Consider the following 16,383-nt stretch of genomic DNA (forward strand, 5'->3'; position numbering starts at 1 on the left):
AAAAAGGGGTCAGACGAACGTCAGACGAGCGTGCCGTACAACTCGGGCCGCCGGTCGGGCAGATACGGGGTCTCGTCCCGCGCGGCCCGCAGCAGCTCCGGGTCGGCGTCGGCGATCACCAGCTCCTCGCCGGTGCCGGCCCGGGCGCGGACGGTGCCGTCGGGCCCGGCCAGACAGCTGAGCCCGGTGAAGTGGAACTCGCCCTCGGCGCCGCAGCGGTTGGCGTAGGCCAGATGCAGCTGGCTTTCGTACGCGCGGGCCGGGACGAGGGTCTGTGCGACGAACTCGTACGGGCGCATCAGCGCCGTGGGGACGACGAGCAGGTCGGTGCCCGCGAGGGCATGGGCCCGGACGTTCTCCGGGAATTCGACGTCGTAGCAGATCAGCAGCCCGATCCGGGTGCCGTCGAGGTCAGCCTGGACCACGGCGGTGTCGCCGGGGGTGAAGTGCTCGCGCTCGAAGCCGCCGAACAGATGGGTCTTGCGGTAGTTCGCCAGCGCGGTGCCGTCCGGGCCGATGAGCTGCGCGGCGTTGTAGACCGCGGTGCCCGCCCGCTCGGGATAGCCGTACACGATCGCGATGCCGTGCTCGGCGGCGATCTCCGCGACGCGCAGCGCGCCGGGACCGTCGGCGGGCTCGGCCAGCCCGGGTATCCGGTCACCGAGCGCGTACCCGGTCAGGTACATCTCGGAGGTGGCGAGCAGCCGGGCGCCGGAGGCCGCCGCCCGCCGGGCGGCGCGGTCCAGCGCGGCCAGGGCGGCGCCGGTGGAATCCGGAACGCCGCCGGGGCCCTGGTACAGCGCGATGCGCAGCGGCGGCATGGATCCTCTTCGTCGCTCGATGGTCTGTTCGGGGTCTCCTAGACGGTACGTTTCCGGCCACCCGCGCAACAAGATCTGAATCTTGCGCACCTACCAGCGATCCGTTGCGTCTCGGAGCCAGCCCGCGGCGATCTGTTGCGCATGTGTTCCAGGCCACAGCCCGGGACGACACTAGGTCGGCGAGCCCGAGGTGTAGCGGCGCAGCAGCGGCGACAGCACCAGGACGGACTTGGTCCGCTCGACGAACGGCTCCCCGGCGATCCGTTCCAGCACCCGCTCGAAGTGCCGCACGTCGGAGGCGAAGACCTGGACGAGGGCGTCCGCCTCGCCGGTGACGGTCGAGACGGTCGCGACCTCGGAGTAGCGGGCGAGACCGCGCAGGATGTCGCCGGGGCCGGTGTTGCGCCGGCAGTAGATCTCGACGAACGCCTCGGTCTCCCAGCCGAGCGCCGCCGGGTCCACCCGTACGGTGAAGCCGGTGATGGCGCCGGAGGCCAGCAGCCGGTCCACCCGGCGTTTCACGGCGGGGGCGGAGAGCCCGACCTGGGTGCCGATGTCGGCGTAGGAGCGGCGGGCGTCCTCGGCAAGGGCATGGACGATGCGTTCGTCGAGATCATTCAGGCGCACAGCGGGTGGTTCACACTTCTTCTCGGGCGAGCTGGGACCGGCGCATGCCGTACGTGAAGTACAGCACGAGTCCGCCGGCCATCCAGATTCCGAACCACTTCCAGGTCTGGGCGCCGAGGCTGGTCATCATCCACAGGCAGAGCAGGAAGCCGATGGCGGGGGTGACCGGGGAGAACGCGACGCGGAAGGTGCGCGGCAGGTCCGGCCGGGTGCGGCGCAGAATGATCACCGCGACGTTGACCAGGGCGAAGGCGAAGAGCGTGCCGATGCTGGTGGCGTTGGCGAGCTCGCCGAGCGGCACCAGGGCCGCCAGGATGCCGCAGAAGAGCGAGACGATCACGGTGTTGGCGCGCGGGGTGCCGGTCTTCGGGTCGACCTTCGAGAAGATCTTGGGCACCAGGCCGTCGCGGGACATCGAGAACAGGATGCGGGTCTGTCCGTAGAGCACCGTCAGCACCACGCTGGCGATCGCGATGACGGCGCCCGCGGCGAGCAGCACCGCCCAGAAGCTCTGGCCGGTGACCTGGCGGAGGATCTGCGCGAGGGCGGCGTCGGCGTCGCTGAACTGCTGCCACGGCATGGCGCCGACGGCGACCAGCGCCACCAGGCAGTACAGCACCGTGACGATGAGCAGCGACAGGATGATCGCGCGCGGCATGTCGCGCTTGGGGTTCTTGGCCTCCTCGCCGGCGGTGGAGGCGGCGTCGAAGCCGATGTACGAGAAGAACAGCGTGGCGCCGGCGGCGCTGACGCCCGCCATGCCCAGCGGCATCAGCGGGTGGAAGTTGCCGGCCCGGATGCCGGTGAAGGCGACCGCGCAGAACAGCACCAGCGAGGCGATCTTCACGACGACCATGACGGTGTTGACGCGGGCGCTCTCCCGGGCGCCGCGCAGCAGGAACACCATGGAGAGCAGCACGACCAGCAGCGCGGGGATGTTCACGACGCCGCCCGCGCCCGGCGGGTTGGCGAGCGCGTCGGGGATGGTGACGCCGATCGTGCCGTCCAGCAGTTCGTTGAGGTACTGGCCCCAGCCGACCGCGACCGCGGCGACCGACACCCCGTACTCCAGGATCAGGCACCAGCCGCAGAGCCAGGCGATGAACTCGCCCATCGTGGCGTAGGTGTAGGAGTACGAGGACCCGGAGACCGGGATGCTGCCCGCCAGTTCGGCGTAGGAGAGCGCCGAGAAGAGCGCGGTGAACCCGGCGATGACGAAGGAGATCACGACCGCGGGGCCGGCCTTGGGAACGGCCTCGCCCAGCACCACGAAGATGCCGGTGCCGAGGGTCGCTCCGATGCTGATCATCGTCAGCTGCCACATGCCGAGGGAGCGCTTCAGCTCCCCGCCGTCACCGTGGCCGCCCTCGGCGACGAGCCGGTCGACGGGCTTGCGCCGCATCAGCCTGCCGCCGAAGCCGCCGCCGGGGGTGGGGCCGCCGGGGGCGGGATGCGCCCCGGTCCGGTCGAGGGTGGACGGCGCTGCGCCAGTTCGTGCCACTGCGGGGGCTCCTTGGTCGTGCCGGCTCGGACGGCGGCGGCGAGGTCGCGGCGGCACCGTACGGGAGTGCGCGTCCCGGCGCACTACCGGTGGGAACCGCCGAGCTTGGGGTCGCCACCGCTCCACGTACAGGGCATGACCTTACGAGGTATGACGAGTGGCGGTAATGCGGGTCTATTGCGCATCTGCGGATGATCGTTGCGCGAAACCGCCGGAGTGCGCCGAATCATTGCCCCCGCTGCGACAGGTCGTTGCGTTGTCCGCTTTGTGAGGGTGTGAACGCGAGAGCGCCGGACCGGCTGGAGTCCCAGCCGGTCCGGCGCTCGGCGTGCTGCGTCATCAGCTCCAACTGGCGTGCAGGGCCTTGCCCTCGGCGTAGCCGGCGGCGCTCTGGATGCCGACGATGGCCTTGTCCTCGAACTCGGCGAGCGAGCCCGCGCCCGCGTAGGTGCACGAGCTGCGCACCCCCGCGATGATCGAGTCGATCAGGTCCTCGACGCCCGGACGCGTCGGGTCGAGGAACATCCGCGAGGTGGAGATGCCCTCCTCGAAGAGCGCCTTGCGGGCCCGGTCGTACGCGGACTCCTCGCTCGTGCGGTTGCGCACCGCGCGGGCCGAGGCCATGCCGAAGCTCTCCTTGTACAGCCGCCCGTCGGCGCTCTGCTGGAGGTCGCCCGGGGACTCGTAGGTGCCGGCGAACCAGGAGCCGACCATCACGTTGGACGCGCCCGCGGCCAGCGCCATGGCGACATCGCGCGGGTGCCGGACGCCACCGTCGGCCCAGACGTGCTTGCCGTACTTCTTCGCCTCTGCGGCGCATTCCAGGACCGCGGAGAACTGCGGGCGGCCCACGCCGGTCATCATGCGGGTGGTGCACATCGCGCCGGGGCCCACCCCGACCTTGATGATGTCCGCGCCGGCCTCGATGAGGTCGCGCACCCCCTCGGCGGCGACGATGTTGCCCGCCACGATCGGCACCTGCGGGTCGAGGGCGCGTACGGCCCTGACCGCGGTGAGCATCGACTCCTGGTGGCCGTGCGCGGTGTCGACGACGAGCGTGTCGACGCCCGCGTCGAGCAGCTGCTTGGCCTTGACCGCGACATCGCCGTTGATGCCGACGGCGGCGGCGATGCGCAGCCTGCCGTTCGCGTCGGTGGCGGGTGTGTACAGGGTGGCGCGCAGCGCGGCCTTGCGGGTCAGGATGCCGACCAGCCGGCCGTCCGCGTCCACGGCCGGGGCCAGCTTGCGGTTGGCGGCGTCGAGGCGGTTGAAGGCCTCGCGCGGGTCGATGTCGGCGTCCACGAGCAGCAGGTCGCGCGTCATCACCTCGGACAGCTGGGTGAAGCGGTCCACGCCGGTGAGGTCGTGGTCGGTGACGACGCCGACCGGACGGCCGTCCTCGACGACGACGCCCGCGCCGTGCGCCCGCTTGGGCAGCAGCGACAGCGCGTCGGCGACGGTCTGGTGGGGAGCCAGCGTGATCGGGGTGTCGAGCACCAGGTGGCAGCTCTTGACGTACGCCACGACGTCCGCGACCACATCGATCGGGATGTCCTGGGGGATCACGACGAGACCGCCGCGGCGGGCGACCGTCTCGGCCATCCGGCGGCCCGCGATGGCGGTCATGTTCGCGACGACCAGCGGGATGGTGGTGCCGGTGCCGTCGGGGGACGCGAGGTCCACCGCCTGCCGGGACCCGACCGCGGAGCGGCTGGGCACCATGAAGACATCGTCGTACGTCAGGTCGTAAGGGGGCTTCACATCATTGAGGAATTTCATACTGGCTGCCTCACCTGCGGTTATACGTCTGGGGCGGGTGGGGAGTCAGCACCGAACCAGCGCCGTCCAGGCTGCGGCTCCTACGCCATCATCGCCGATGCGACCAAGTTCTGGCGAACCGGCGCCCCCCGTTCTGTGCCTTCCGCCAGGGGGCTCAGGCCTCGTTTGTGGCTTCCTCCACGATCACGTGGAGGGGGGTGTCGGTGTGCTGCCAGAAGTCGGAGGCGTCCCGGAGGATCTGGGTGACGATGCGCCATTCGCGGGGCGAGGCGGCGGCATACTCCTGCCAGCCCGTGACCCGCAGCCGGCGCCGGGTGGCGGCCGGGCACCAGGACAGGTCGGTCAGGCAGTCCGCCAGGGCGTCCCAGTTGCGGCCGAAGTACTCCGGCAGGGACAGCGACCGGACGCAGCGGTCCATGAACTCGTGCCGGGTGGTGACACCGGCGAGGTCGAGCACGGTGGCCGTCACCGCAGCACCGCCTTGAAGGTCTGGTAGTGGTCGTCGGTGTAGTAGAACTCGCCGCCCTCGCCGGTGATGATCCGGCGGGCGCCGCGGTCGCGTGAGCCCGGGGTCGTGACGGTGTACTCGTGGTAGTAGCCGGCCTTCTCGCGGGGCAGCTCCTTCTCGAAGTTGCTGAACACGGCCCCGTCCTTCGGGTACGGGTACGGGCCGCCCCGGTCGATCAGCGCCAGGGTGTTCCGCGCCTCGGCGGGCAGCCGGCCGGCGGCGACCGTCGCGCGGCCGGCGGCCCAGCCGGGAACGGTGGCGGTGGGTCCGTAGCCACTGCCGGGGGACGCCGGGGAGCGCGTCGCGGTCCCCGTACCCGTCGTCCCGGTGGGCGTCCCGGTGCCCGCCCCGGTGTGGCTCCCGGTGGGCGGGGAACAGCCGGTGAGGAGCACGACGAGGCACATCAGGAGCGCGGCGGCGGCCGCGCGCGTGGCGGACCGCAGCAGCATGCGGCCGATGCTGCCACACGGCCCCGGCCGGAGCACGGTGGCGCGCGCGGTCAGACCGTGGGCGTGACCTGGGGACTCGCGGCGTCCGGCGGACCGCCGAGGGCCAGCTGGGAGACCAGCCGGTAGCGGTCGCCGCGGTAGATGGCGTGCGTGTACTCGAAGAGCCGGCCGTGCTGGTCGCGGGTGACGCGCTCCGAGGACAGCACCGCCGCTCCGGCGCTGATGCCGAGCAGCGACGCCTGCACGGTGTCGGCGGACAGCGCCTCGTGGATCTGCTCGGCCGCGGAGGGCTCGATGCCGTAGCGGTCGCGCAGCAGGGAGTAGAAGGAGCCGCTCTCGACGTCGTCCGCGGTGGCGCCGGGCACCAGTTCGCTGAGGACGTGGATGGTCTCCAGCGCCATCGGCTCGTCGTCGACCAGCCGCTGCCGGGCCACCCGCAGCACGGGGGTGCCGGCCTCGACGCGCAGCCGGCTCCCGATGCTCATGCCGGCCGGGATCACCGAGTGGTCGAGGACGCGGCTGGTCCACGTCCCCGGGGCCGCCGGGTAGCCGGACTGATCGGCGGCCGGCGCGGTCACGATCCGCTGGGAGATCTTCGGCGTGCCGACGAACACCCCGCGCCCGTGCTCGCGCACCAGCCAGCCGTCCTTGACCAGTTCGTCCACCACGGCGCGCAACGTCGGCCGGGAGGTCTCGAGTTCGACGCACAGCTGCCGTTCGGCCGGGATGGCCTGCCCCACCGCGCGGGCCTCGATCAGCGAGATCAGGTGCTCGCGGATCAGATCGCGTTTTCTCAGTCCGGCAGTCATCGGGTACGCCGCTCCCGCGCAGTGAGCACACAGTGGCCAATCTTGTGCCGTCAGCTTAGGTCAGCAGACAGGTTGGCGTAAATAAACTGACCACTTATTGACCAATTGACGGTTCCTGGTCCACCATCACCCCAGCGCCATCCCCCCACTGGTCAGGATTCCGACCACCGTCACCGGAGGCCAGCACCATGCGCAATCGCCGACTTCTCACCGCCGCCGCCGCGGCCGCCGCCTGTACGGTCGCGGCCTTCACCGCGGGATCGGCCTTGGGTTCTCCCGCGGGCCGCACACCCGCCCCGGTCCACGCCGCCCCCGCCGCCGCCCCCGCCGCCGTCCCCGCCGTGCCGTCCGGTGTGCAGCTGCAGGGCTGGCTCTACCCCGGCTCCGCCGGTGAGCCGCAGTGCGCCGGCCAGGCGGAGTACGCCGACAACCGGCTCAGGAGCGGCGCGCTCAAGCCCGAGTACTGGGCGGTCCAGCCCAACGGCACCCTGCTCCTGGAGACCGCGGCCCAGGGCCTGTGCAACGCCTACAGCGCGGCCGACGTCGCCGACCTCAAAGCGCATTCGACGTACCAGTACCCGACCGTCTCGGGCATGGACACCCCCACCGTCCGCGCCCTGGTGGGCAGTTCGGCCCGGCGCGGCCAGGCCGTCCAGCAGCTCACGGCGATGACCGTCAACGCCGGGCTGACCGGCATCGACGTCGACATGGAGGACTACTGGTCCTGGTCCACCGGCGACTTCGCCGACTACCGCACCTTCCTCACCCAGCTCGCCACATCGCTGCACGCCTCCGGCAAGCGTCTGCAGGTGGATGCCCCGGCGATGACCGAGGACGCGCCCTACTACGACTACGCGGCGGTGGTCGCGACGGGCGTCGACGAGCTCGCGATCATGGCGTACGACGACGAGTACGACTCCGCCGCCGGCGGAAAGTGCAAGCCCATCACCCCGTACGCCTGGCTGAAGCAGGTCGTCCAGTACGCGCGGAGCAAGGTGCCCGACCACGACAAGCTGGTCATCGGGCTGCCCTCGTACGGCTACAGCGCCCCCGCGTCCTGCGACACCTCGGCCATCGAGGGCAACATCCCGTTCAGCGTGATGCGCGGCAAGCCCGGCTGGTCGGGCAACGCGTCCACCATCGAGCAGCGCCGGGACAGCGGGTCCGGCGAGATCCGCTGGACCTCGGGCGGGAAGCTCTACGACTACGTCGACCAGACGTCGATGGACCGCAAGCTGCAGGTCCTCACCGGCCTCGGCGTCACCAAGGTCTCGGTGTGGTCGCTCGGCGGGAACCCCTGGTTCACCCGCTGAGTCCCCCAGCTACCACTGGGAGGTGCCCCCACAGCTACCGCTGGGAGGTGCCGCACAGTTACCGCTGGGAGTTACCCCCAGCCGGACACGGGCACGTGCGACCCCGGCGGACTACGGTCCGTCGGGGTCCGCGCGGTCCAGGGCGGGGCGCGGGGCGGCGCCGGTCGAGTACAGCAGGTGGTCGGCGGCGGCGGTGTCCGTCACCAGGCTGGTGACCAGCCCGGAGCGCAGCACCGCGTCGATCGCGGCGGCCTTGCGCAGCCCGCCCGCGATGGCCAGCACCTCGGGGATCCGGCGGAGCCGGTCCGCCTCGATGGTGATGCAGCGTTCGCCCAGGTCCCGGCCGACCCGGCGCCCCGCGGCGTCGAACAGGTGCGAGGACATCTCGGCGGCGACGCCGAGCCCCGCGTAGTGCGCGCGCTCGGCGTCGGTCAGCGCGTCATGGACGGTGGAGATGCCGGCCGCCCAGGAGCCGATCGAGACCACCGCGACCGTGACCTTGTCGAAGTACCCCATCGCGGCGGCGATTCCGCTCTGCGCGCGCAGCGTGGCGGCCGTCGCCGGGTCCGGCAGCACCATCGGCGCGTACAGCGGGTGCGCCTCGCCGCCGGAGACCGCGGCGGCGGTCCGCACCGCCTCGACGGAGCCGCGCTCGGCGGTGCCCACGTCGTACACACCGGTGAGCTGGACGACGGTGCACGGCGGCAGCCGGTCCAGGGCGTTGGCCATCGTGATGATGGAGCGGCCCCAGGCCAGGCCGAGCACATCGCCCTCGGTGACCAGTTCGCCCAGCAGGTCGGCGGCGACCTTGCCCAGGTTCTCCGGGTCGGGCGCGTCCGACTGCTCCGGCGGTGTCTCGACGACGACCGCGTGCCGCAGGCCGTAGCGGGCGCGCAGCGCGTCGGAGCGCTCGGCGTCCAGCTCGGCCGGGACCCGGATCTCGATCCGTACCAGGTCACGTTCGAGGGCGGTCTCCAGCACCCGGGCCACCTTGAAGCGGCTCACGCCGAACTCCTCGGCGATCTGGATCTTGGACTTGCCCTCGAGGTAGAAACGGCGCGCCATCGCTGCGGCCTGGACCATCTCGCCGGGGCCCATGCGCACCTGTGTGCGGCCTGTGGTCACGTTGCTCTCCCCAGTTGCCCATCTGATCGGCTCCGCGCTCATCCTCGCAGATGGCGCGGTGTTACGGACGCGTAGCCGGACCGTCAGTGGGTACAGGCCGCCGAGGCCAGCTCACGCAGCCCCCGCACCGCCGCCGCCGGGTCGTCCGCACCGTAGACCGCCGAACCCGCGACGAAGACGTCAGCGCCCGCCTCGGCACACCGTTCGATGGTCCGCTCCGACACCCCGCCGTCGATCTGCAGCCACAGCTCCAGGCCGTGCTTGTCGATGAGGGCGCGGGTCCGGCGGATCTTGGGCAGCATGATGTCGAGGAACGCCTGACCGCCGAAGCCGGGCTCCACCGTCATGATCAGCAGCATGTCGAGCTCGGGCAGCAGGTCCTCGTACGGCTCGATCGGGGTGGCGGGCTTGAGTGCCATCGACGCCCGCGCGCCCTTCGCCCGGATCTCCCGGGCCAGCCGCACCGGCGCGGCCGCCGCCTCGACGTGGAAGGTGACGGAACCGGCGCCCGCCTCGACATAGGCCGGGGCCCAGCGGTCCGGGTCCTGGATCATCAGATGGCAGTCGAGCGGGATGTCCGACGCCCTGCTCAGCGACTCCACGATCGGCACACCGAGCGTCAGGTTGGGCACGAAGTGGTTGTCCATGACGTCGACATGGAGCCAGTCGGCGCCTTCCACGGCCTTCGCCTCGTCGGCGAGCCGGGCGAAATCGGCGGAAAGAATACTGGGGTTGATCTGCACGCTCATATGTCCAGCAAACCAGATGCCGGAGGGTCCCAGAGCACCGCCCGTGCAAGGAACGCGCCCGTTCCGTAAAATGCCGGAACGATCTCGAACACCGGTGCCATGCTGGATCACGAACCGCTCTCCCCCCAGGATTTCGGGAGGGCCGACGGAGCGTACGCAAAGCGGGGAGACTCGTCGTGGGCGGAACCGGACGGTGGGCGCACCTGGTGTGCGGCCGGCGCAGCAAGTGGGTCGTGCTCGTTCTGTGGCTGGTGCTGCTGGTGGTGGTCTCGCCGCTGGCGCAGAAGCTGACGGACGAGCAGAAGAACGACTCCTCGACCTGGCTTCCCGGCAGCGCCGAGTCCACCCAAGTCCTCAATCTCCAGAAGGACTTCCTCCCCGACACCGCTCCCGCCGTCGTCGTCTACGCCCGGCCGGGCGGCCTCACCGAGACCGACCGCGCCAAGATCACCCAGGACGCGGCGTCCATCAAGGCCATGACGCGGCACGGCATCCTCGGCGCCCGCGCCGTGGGACCGGTGCTGGAGAAGACCGGCGATCCGCGCGCGGCCCAGATCATCGTCCCGGTCAGCGTGGACGCGGGCGGCTGGAACGGTCTGGCCGACGCGGTGAAGGACATCCGCACCACCGCCGACGCCAACACCGCCGGTCTTGAAGTGCACATCACCGGCCCCGGCGGCTACGCCTCCGACTCCGCCGAGGCGTTCAAGGGGCTCGACGGCACCCTGCTGTTCGCCGCGCTCGCGGTGGTCGTGGTGATCCTGCTGCTCACCTACCGCAGCGTCAGCCTGCTCTTCCTGCCGATCATCTCCGTCGTCGGCGCGCTCTTCACCGCCCAGGCGGTGATCTATCTGCTGGCCAAGCACGCCGGTCTGGTGGTCAACGCGCAGAGCGCGGGCATCCTCACCGTCCTCGTCTTCGGCGCCGGCACGGACTACGCGCTGCTGCTCGTCGCCCGGTACCGCGAGGAGCTGCGCCGCCACGAGGACCGGCACGAGGCGATGGCCCTCGCCCTGCACCGGGCCGGGCCCGCGGTGCTGGCCAGTGCCTCGACGGTCGCGGTCAGCATGCTGTGCCTGATGGCCGCCGAGATGAACTCGACCTCGGGTCTCGGACCGGTCGCGGCCATCGGTGTCGCCATCGCCCTGCTCGCGATGACCACCCTCTTCCCCGCGCTGCTCGTCATCGTCGGCCGCTGGGTGTTCTGGCCCGCCGTGCCGCACAGGGGCTCCGAGGAGCCGACCCGCAGCGGGCTGTGGGCGCGGGTGGGCGGGCGGATCGCCAAGGGGCCGCGGACGGTCTGGGTGACCACTGCGGTGGTTCTCGGCGTGCTCTCGCTCGGACTGATCGGGCTGAAGGCGGACGGCCTGACGACCGCCCAGGGCTTCACCGGAACCCCCGACTCCGTGGTGGGCCAGCAGGTCGCGGGCCGCTACTTCCCGGCCGGCGCCGGACAGCCGCTCGTCGTCATCGCGAACGCCGGGGCCGCTGACCAGGTGCGGACCGCCCTCGGCTCGGTCCAGGGCGTCGCGCCCGGCTCCGTCATCACTCCACCGGGCGTCCCCGCGGAGAAGAACGGCCGGGTCTATCTGGAGGCCACGCTGGCGTCGGCGGCCGACAGTACGCAGGCCAAACAGACCGTCGACCGGGCCCGTGACACGCTGCACGCGGTGCCGGGCGCGGACGCCGAGGTCGGCGGCGGCACGGCGGTGATCCAGGACGCCAACCGTGCGACCTCGCACGACAACCTGCTCCTGATCCCGATGATCCTCGCCGTCGTGCTGCTGATCCTCGGGCTGCTGCTGCGGGCGCTGGTCGCCCCGCTGATCCTCATCGCGACCGTGGTGCTGTCCTTCGCGGCGGCGCTCGGGGTGAGCACGTTCGCCTTCCACCACCTGTTCGGGTTCGAGGGCGAGGACACCTCGTTCCCGCTGTTCGTCTTCGTGTTCCTGGTGGCGCTGGGCATCGACTACAACATCTTCCTGATGACCAGGATCCGCGAGGAGACGGCCCACTCCGGCACCCGTACCGGAACGCTCACCGGCCTCGCCGCGACCGGCGGCGTGATCACTTCCGCGGGCCTGGTGCTGGCCGGTACGTTCGCCGCCCTGGGCACCCTGCCGCTCGTCGGCTTCGCCGAGATCGGGTTCGCGGTCGCCTTCGGCGTCCTGCTCGACACGTTCGTCGTCCGGTCGATCCTGGTCTCCGCGATCACCCTCGACCTGGGCCACCACGTCTGGTGGCCCAGCAGGCTGGACTCCCCCGGAGCCCCGCCGCAGGCCGCCGCCCAGCAGCGGGACGACCTGGCGCAGCGCTCCTGACGCCTGTCCCGCGGGTTCAGGAGGTGCGGCGCAGCAGGGCCAGGTACATGGCGTCGGTGCCGTGCAGATGCGGCCAGAGCTGGACGTCCGGGCCGTCGCCGATGGCGGGGACACCGGGCATCAGCGGGCGGGCGTCGATCCACTCGGCGGTCAGCGGCTCGTCCGCCCCGCGACCGCGCAGCACGTCGTCGACGACGGCGCGGGTCTCCGCCGGGTGCGGCGAGCAGGTGGCGTAGCCGACGACGCCGCCGACCCGGACGGCGCGCAGCGCCTCGGTGAGCAGTCCGCGCTGGAGCGTCGCGAAGCCCGCGACGTCCTCGGCCTTGCGGCGCCAGCGCGCCTCCGGGCGGCGGCGGAGCGCGCCCAGTCCGGTGCAGGGCACGTCGACGAGCACCCGGTCGAAGGAGCCCTCGGCCCATGCGGGACGGGTGCCGTCGGCGACGATCACCTGGTACGGGCCGGGGTTGCCGGCCAGTGTGCGCTCCACCAGCCGGGCCCGGTGCGGCTGCTTCTCGGACGCGACGAGCAGCGCCCCGCGCTGCGCCGCGAGTGCGGCGAGCAGCGCGGCCTTGCCGCCGGGGCCGGCGCAGCCGTCCAGCCAGCGCTCGTCCCGGCCGTCCAGCGGGGCCGCCGCCACCGCGGCGGCGACCAGCTGGCTGCCCTCGTCCTGCACCCCGGCCCGGCCCTCACGGACGGCGTCCACGGCGCCCGGGTCGCCGCCCTCGGCGAGCCGGACCGCGTACGGGGACCAGCGGCCGGGCTCGGTCACCTCTTCCGGGAGCGAGGCGGCCACCTCCTCGGCCGTGGAACGGCCGGGGCGGGCCACCAGCGTCACCTCGGGCCGCTCGTTGTCGGCCTCCAGCAGATCCTCGATACCGGCCCGGCCGCCGCCGAGCGCGTCCCACAGCGCGGAGACGATCCAGCGCGGATGCGAGTGGACCACGGCGAGGTGCGCCTCGGGGTCGTCGTCGTACGGCGGGGCGACCTGGGCGACCCAGGCGTCGATGTCCTGCGCGGCGATCTTGCGGAGCACCGCGTTGACGAACCGGGCCCGGCCGTCGCCGAGCACGCAGCGGGCCAGCTCGACGGTGGCCGAGACGGCGGCGTGCGGCGGGATGCGGGTACCGAGCAGCTGGTGCGCGCCGAGCGCGAGCACGTCCAGCACCGGCGGGTCGACCTCGCGCAGCGGCCGGTCAACACAGGCGGCGATCACGGCGTCGTAGGTGCCCTGGCGGCGCAGCGTGCCGTAGACCAGCTCGGTGGCGAGGGCGGCGTCCCGGCGGTCGAACTCGCCGCCCTTCTTGACCGCTTCCGCCTCGGCGTTGCGCAGCAGCGAGGGCAGCACGAGGTTGGCGTACGCGTCGCGCTCGTCGACCGCCCGCAGCGCCTCGAAGGCGAGGATCCGGACCGGATCCCGCTGGGGCCTGCGGTAGGGCTTGCCCTTCGGCTTGCCCTGGGACTTCCCCTGCGAGGTGCCCTGCGGTCGGCTGCGCGGCTGGTCGTTCACGATCAATGTGCTCCGGACTCGGTCGGAAAAAACTGCTGCGCCCGGGCGGCGGGATGCCCCCTCCCGCAAACAGGGCGTGAACAAAGCGTACGGCCGCCGGCCCGGCGACCGCCCACCCGGGCGATCGGGGCCGCCCTCGGGACGCCGCCGTCCGGCGGGACGGCGCTCCTCGTCGGGACGTCCGCTCCTCGTCGAACCGGGCTACCCGCCCAGGCGGGTACCGGAGGCGAGCCGGACGCCGCGCGCCCAGTCGGCGGCGCGCATCAGCTTCTTGCCCTGCTGCTGCACCTCGCCGAGTTCCACGGCGTGGCTGCCGGTGCCCGCGTACACCGCGTTCTTGGCGACGGAGAGCTCGCCGGGCGCCAGTCCCGCCAGGTCCTCGCGGCCGGGCAGCGGGGTCACCGGGCCGAGCTTGAAGCGTTCGCCGTCGAGCAGCGTCCAGGCGCCGGGCGCCGGGGTGCAGCCGCGGATCAGCCGGTCGACGCGCAGCGCGGGCGCGTTCCAGTCCACCGCCGCGTCCTCGACGGTGATCTTGGGGGCGATGGTGATGCCCTCGGTGGGCTGTGTCCGGGGCACCAGCCGGCCGTCCTCGATGCCGTCCATCGTCGCGGTGAGCAGCCCGGCGCCGCTGTGCGCGAGCCGGGTGAGCAGGTCACCGCTGGTGTCGGTGGGCCGGACGTCCTCGGTGACGACGCCGAAGACCGGACCGGAGTCCAGCCCCTGCTCGATGAGGAACGTCGAGGCGCCGGTGACCTCGTCACCGGCCATCACCGCGTGCTGCACGGGAGCCGCGCCGCGCCAGGCGGGAAGCAGCGAGAAGTGCAGGTTGACCCAGCCGTGCGCCGGGATCTCGAGCGCGGCCTTGGGCAGCAGCGCTCCGTACGCGACGACCGGGCAGGCGTCCGGGGCGATCTCCCGGAGCCGGGCGAGGAAGTCCTCGTCCCGCGGCTTCACGGGCTTGAGCACCTCGATGCCCGCCTCCCCGGCCCGCTGGGCGACCGGGCTGGAGACCAGCTTGCGGCCGCGGCCCGCGGTCGCGTCGGGACGGGTGACGACGGCGACGACCTCGTGCCGGTCCGACGCCAGGAGCGCCTCCAGGGCGGGGACGGCGACCTCGGGAGTGCCTGCGAAGACGAGCCTCATCGTGGGTTCTGTGCCTCTCGTTGGCAGGGGGGACGGCCGTGGGCGGTGGTTCGCGCGGCGGCGGGTCGGGCGGCGGCGGGTCGGGTGGCGGGGGCGGCCGTTCGGGCGGCCGGACTCACAGCGTGCTGCCGAAGGTGCTGTGCGGGGAGACCTTCACCTGCGGCACGCCCAGGTCCGCCCACTCCGCCTCCCGGATCGCCTTCATCGCCGCCTTGCGCTGCTCGGCGTCGAGCCGGTCGATGAAGATGATGCCGTCGAGGTGGTCGGTCTCGTGCTGGATGCAGCGGGCCAGCAGCTGGGTGCCCTCGATGGTGACCGGGTCGCCGTACATGTTGAAGCCCTTGGCGACGACACCGTAGGAGCGGACGCAGTCGTAAGTCAGACCGGGGAGCGACAGACAGCCCTCGGGACCGTCCTGCTCCTCCTCGCTCAGCGTCAGGTCCGGGTTGACCAGGTGCCCCAGTTCGCCGTCGACGAAGTAGGTGAAGACCCGCAGCGAGACGCCCAGTTGCGGGGCCGCGAGACCGGCGCCCGGCGCCGCCTGCATGGTCTCGGTCAGATCCTGGACGAGAATGCGGAGTTCCTTGTCGAAGGTGGTGACTGGCTGCGCCGTCATGCGCAGCACCGGGTCGCCGAAGAGGCGGATGGGCGTGACGGACACGGCTGGCGGGCTCCCGTGGTCGGACGGATCTGGAGACACCCCCGGGGCACCTCCGGACGGAGTTCGGGGGAGGTGACGGTGGGGGCACCTCCCAGCGGTGGCTGGGGGCCGTCCAATTCTAGGGGCCGACCCGTTCGGGGGTGTACGCGGTCTTACGCGCCCCCCGGAAACATCAGCACGCCCCCTGATGCGTGACTCGATGGCCCGCTGGAGCGTTGGTCAAGAGAGATTGACCGAAAAAGGGCCATCACACCACGGACACGGCCCGATCCTTATCAACGCCGGTTGGAGAGGCTTGTTGATGCCCGACCACGCAACCCATGACGCCCAGGCCCGGGCAAGCCTGCACCTACTGGTGCGGGACATCGAAAGGGTCCGCCGACAGGTGGACGCGCTACGGACCCTGACCGCCCAGCTGGGCAATGTGTACCGACCGCGGCGCAGCGGTCCCGCCGCCGGATTCGTCGTCTACGGACGTGCTCCCGCACCCACCGTGCGGCTCGCCCAGGAGCTCCGCGACAGTGTGGAGACCCTGGTCACGGCGGCGGTGGAGTTCGACCGCTCGCTGGGGTTCTCCTGGGACGCGGTGGGCTCCGCCCTCGGGGTGACGAAACAGGCGGTGCACCGGCGGTACGGGGCGCGCCGCCATGCCGTCCACGGCACGGAGGACGAGTCCTCGCACCCGGACACCACGGCGGTGCACGCCGCGGCGTCCGCTCCCCCGATGGCCGGTGTGCCGGCGGCTCGCTCGATGCCGGACCAGATGTCCGCACCGCTGTCCGGGCCGCTGTCCGGGCCGCTGTCCGGGCACCTGCCCTCGCAGGGGTCCGGGCCACTGCCCGCGCAGCTGCCGCAGCAGATGCCGGGACATGCGCCCGGACATGTGCCGGTGAACGCCCGGGAGGACGCCTTCCCCGGCGCGCTGCCCGGTCCGCGCAGCGGCTGAGCCCCGGCACCACCCGCACCACCGCATCACCGCACCGCCCGCGGTGCGTTTCCGCAGGACCAGCCGCCCCGCCGCCCGCCACGCCGACAGGTCGGACGCCGGGGCGGCGCCATGTCCCGGACCA

Annotated in this window: 15 protein-coding genes; 3 read left to right on the forward strand and 12 right to left on the reverse strand. The window is 72.1% G+C overall.

Annotated features, from left to right (window positions below; genetic code table 11):
- Window positions 1-20: 20 nt before the first annotated feature.
- From LNW72_RS09115 to LNW72_RS09145, 7 genes are all read right to left on the reverse strand, one after another.
- Window positions 21-821, reverse strand: a complete 801-nt coding sequence (locus tag LNW72_RS09115) for a carbon-nitrogen hydrolase family protein (protein ID WP_250974948.1) — start codon at window positions 819-821, stop codon at window positions 21-23.
- A gap of 171 nt (window positions 822-992) precedes the next feature.
- Window positions 993-1,448: an Lrp/AsnC family transcriptional regulator gene (locus LNW72_RS09120; RefSeq protein ID WP_250974949.1), complete on the reverse strand. Its 456-nt coding sequence runs from the start codon at window positions 1,446-1,448 to the stop codon at window positions 993-995.
- 10 nt (window positions 1,449-1,458) lie between these two features.
- On the reverse strand, window positions 1,459-2,949 hold the full coding sequence (locus LNW72_RS09125) for an amino acid permease (RefSeq protein ID WP_250974950.1): 1,491 nt from the start codon (window positions 2,947-2,949) through the stop codon (window positions 1,459-1,461).
- 339 nt (window positions 2,950-3,288) lie between these two features.
- The gene (locus tag LNW72_RS09130; protein ID WP_250974951.1) at window positions 3,289-4,728 is read right to left on the reverse strand and encodes a GuaB1 family IMP dehydrogenase-related protein; all 1,440 of its coding nucleotides are present in this window, start codon (window positions 4,726-4,728) and stop codon (window positions 3,289-3,291) included.
- A gap of 154 nt (window positions 4,729-4,882) precedes the next feature.
- Window positions 4,883-5,197: a barstar family protein gene (locus LNW72_RS09135; RefSeq protein WP_250974952.1), complete on the reverse strand. Its 315-nt coding sequence runs from the start codon at window positions 5,195-5,197 to the stop codon at window positions 4,883-4,885.
- Complete coding sequence (locus LNW72_RS09140; RefSeq protein WP_250974953.1) at window positions 5,194-5,685, reverse strand: ribonuclease domain-containing protein; 492 nt, start codon at window positions 5,683-5,685, stop codon at window positions 5,194-5,196. Before LNW72_RS09140 ends, LNW72_RS09135 begins: the two co-directional genes overlap by 4 nt.
- Before the next feature lie 50 nt (window positions 5,686-5,735).
- Window positions 5,736-6,494, reverse strand: coding sequence for a GntR family transcriptional regulator (locus tag LNW72_RS09145; protein WP_250974954.1), 759 nt, complete (start codon window positions 6,492-6,494; stop codon window positions 5,736-5,738).
- A 188-nt stretch (window positions 6,495-6,682) separates the two neighbouring features.
- Here LNW72_RS09145 and LNW72_RS09150 point away from each other — a divergent pair, with 188 nt between their 5' ends.
- Window positions 6,683-7,807, forward strand: a complete 1,125-nt coding sequence (locus LNW72_RS09150; protein WP_250974955.1) for a glycosyl hydrolase family 18 protein — start codon at window positions 6,683-6,685, stop codon at window positions 7,805-7,807.
- Window positions 7,808-7,918: 111 nt separating this feature from the next.
- Here the strand turns inward: LNW72_RS09150 and LNW72_RS09155 are convergent, their stop codons facing one another.
- Both LNW72_RS09155 and rpe read right to left on the reverse strand, forming a co-directional pair.
- Window positions 7,919-8,905: a sugar-binding domain-containing protein gene (locus LNW72_RS09155; RefSeq protein WP_250980073.1), complete on the reverse strand. Its 987-nt coding sequence runs from the start codon at window positions 8,903-8,905 to the stop codon at window positions 7,919-7,921.
- Between the two features lie 110 nt (window positions 8,906-9,015).
- On the reverse strand, window positions 9,016-9,681 hold the full coding sequence (gene rpe / locus LNW72_RS09160) for a ribulose-phosphate 3-epimerase (RefSeq protein WP_250974956.1): 666 nt from the start codon (window positions 9,679-9,681) through the stop codon (window positions 9,016-9,018).
- Between the two features lie 176 nt (window positions 9,682-9,857).
- On the opposite strand from rpe, the gene LNW72_RS09165 reads away from it, so the two are divergent.
- The gene (locus LNW72_RS09165) at window positions 9,858-12,002 is read left to right on the forward strand and encodes an MMPL family transporter (protein WP_250974957.1); all 2,145 of its coding nucleotides are present in this window, start codon (window positions 9,858-9,860) and stop codon (window positions 12,000-12,002) included.
- A gap of 16 nt (window positions 12,003-12,018) precedes the next feature.
- Here the strand turns inward: LNW72_RS09165 and LNW72_RS09170 are convergent, their stop codons facing one another.
- The 3 genes from LNW72_RS09170 to def all read right to left on the reverse strand — a co-directional run bounded on the left by LNW72_RS09170 (window position 12,019) and on the right by def (window position 15,313).
- Complete coding sequence (locus LNW72_RS09170; RefSeq protein ID WP_374117191.1) at window positions 12,019-13,509, reverse strand: RsmB/NOP family class I SAM-dependent RNA methyltransferase; 1,491 nt, start codon at window positions 13,507-13,509, stop codon at window positions 12,019-12,021.
- Window positions 13,510-13,710: 201 nt separating this feature from the next.
- Window positions 13,711-14,652 carry a methionyl-tRNA formyltransferase gene (gene fmt / locus LNW72_RS09175; protein ID WP_250974958.1) on the reverse strand — a complete coding sequence of 314 codons (942 nt, stop codon included), beginning with the start codon at window positions 14,650-14,652 and terminating at the stop codon, window positions 13,711-13,713.
- A gap of 115 nt (window positions 14,653-14,767) precedes the next feature.
- Window positions 14,768-15,313 carry a peptide deformylase gene (gene def, locus LNW72_RS09180; protein ID WP_250974959.1) on the reverse strand — a complete coding sequence of 182 codons (546 nt, stop codon included), beginning with the start codon at window positions 15,311-15,313 and terminating at the stop codon, window positions 14,768-14,770.
- A gap of 301 nt (window positions 15,314-15,614) precedes the next feature.
- On the opposite strand from def, the gene LNW72_RS09185 reads away from it, so the two are divergent.
- Window positions 15,615-16,259, forward strand: a complete 645-nt coding sequence (locus LNW72_RS09185; protein ID WP_250974960.1) for a hypothetical protein — start codon at window positions 15,615-15,617, stop codon at window positions 16,257-16,259.
- Window positions 16,260-16,383 lie beyond the last annotated feature (124 nt).

Origin of the sequence: Streptomyces sp. RKAG293, assembly GCF_023701745.1 — a bacterium.
GTDB lineage: Bacteria > Actinomycetota > Actinomycetes > Streptomycetales > Streptomycetaceae > Actinacidiphila.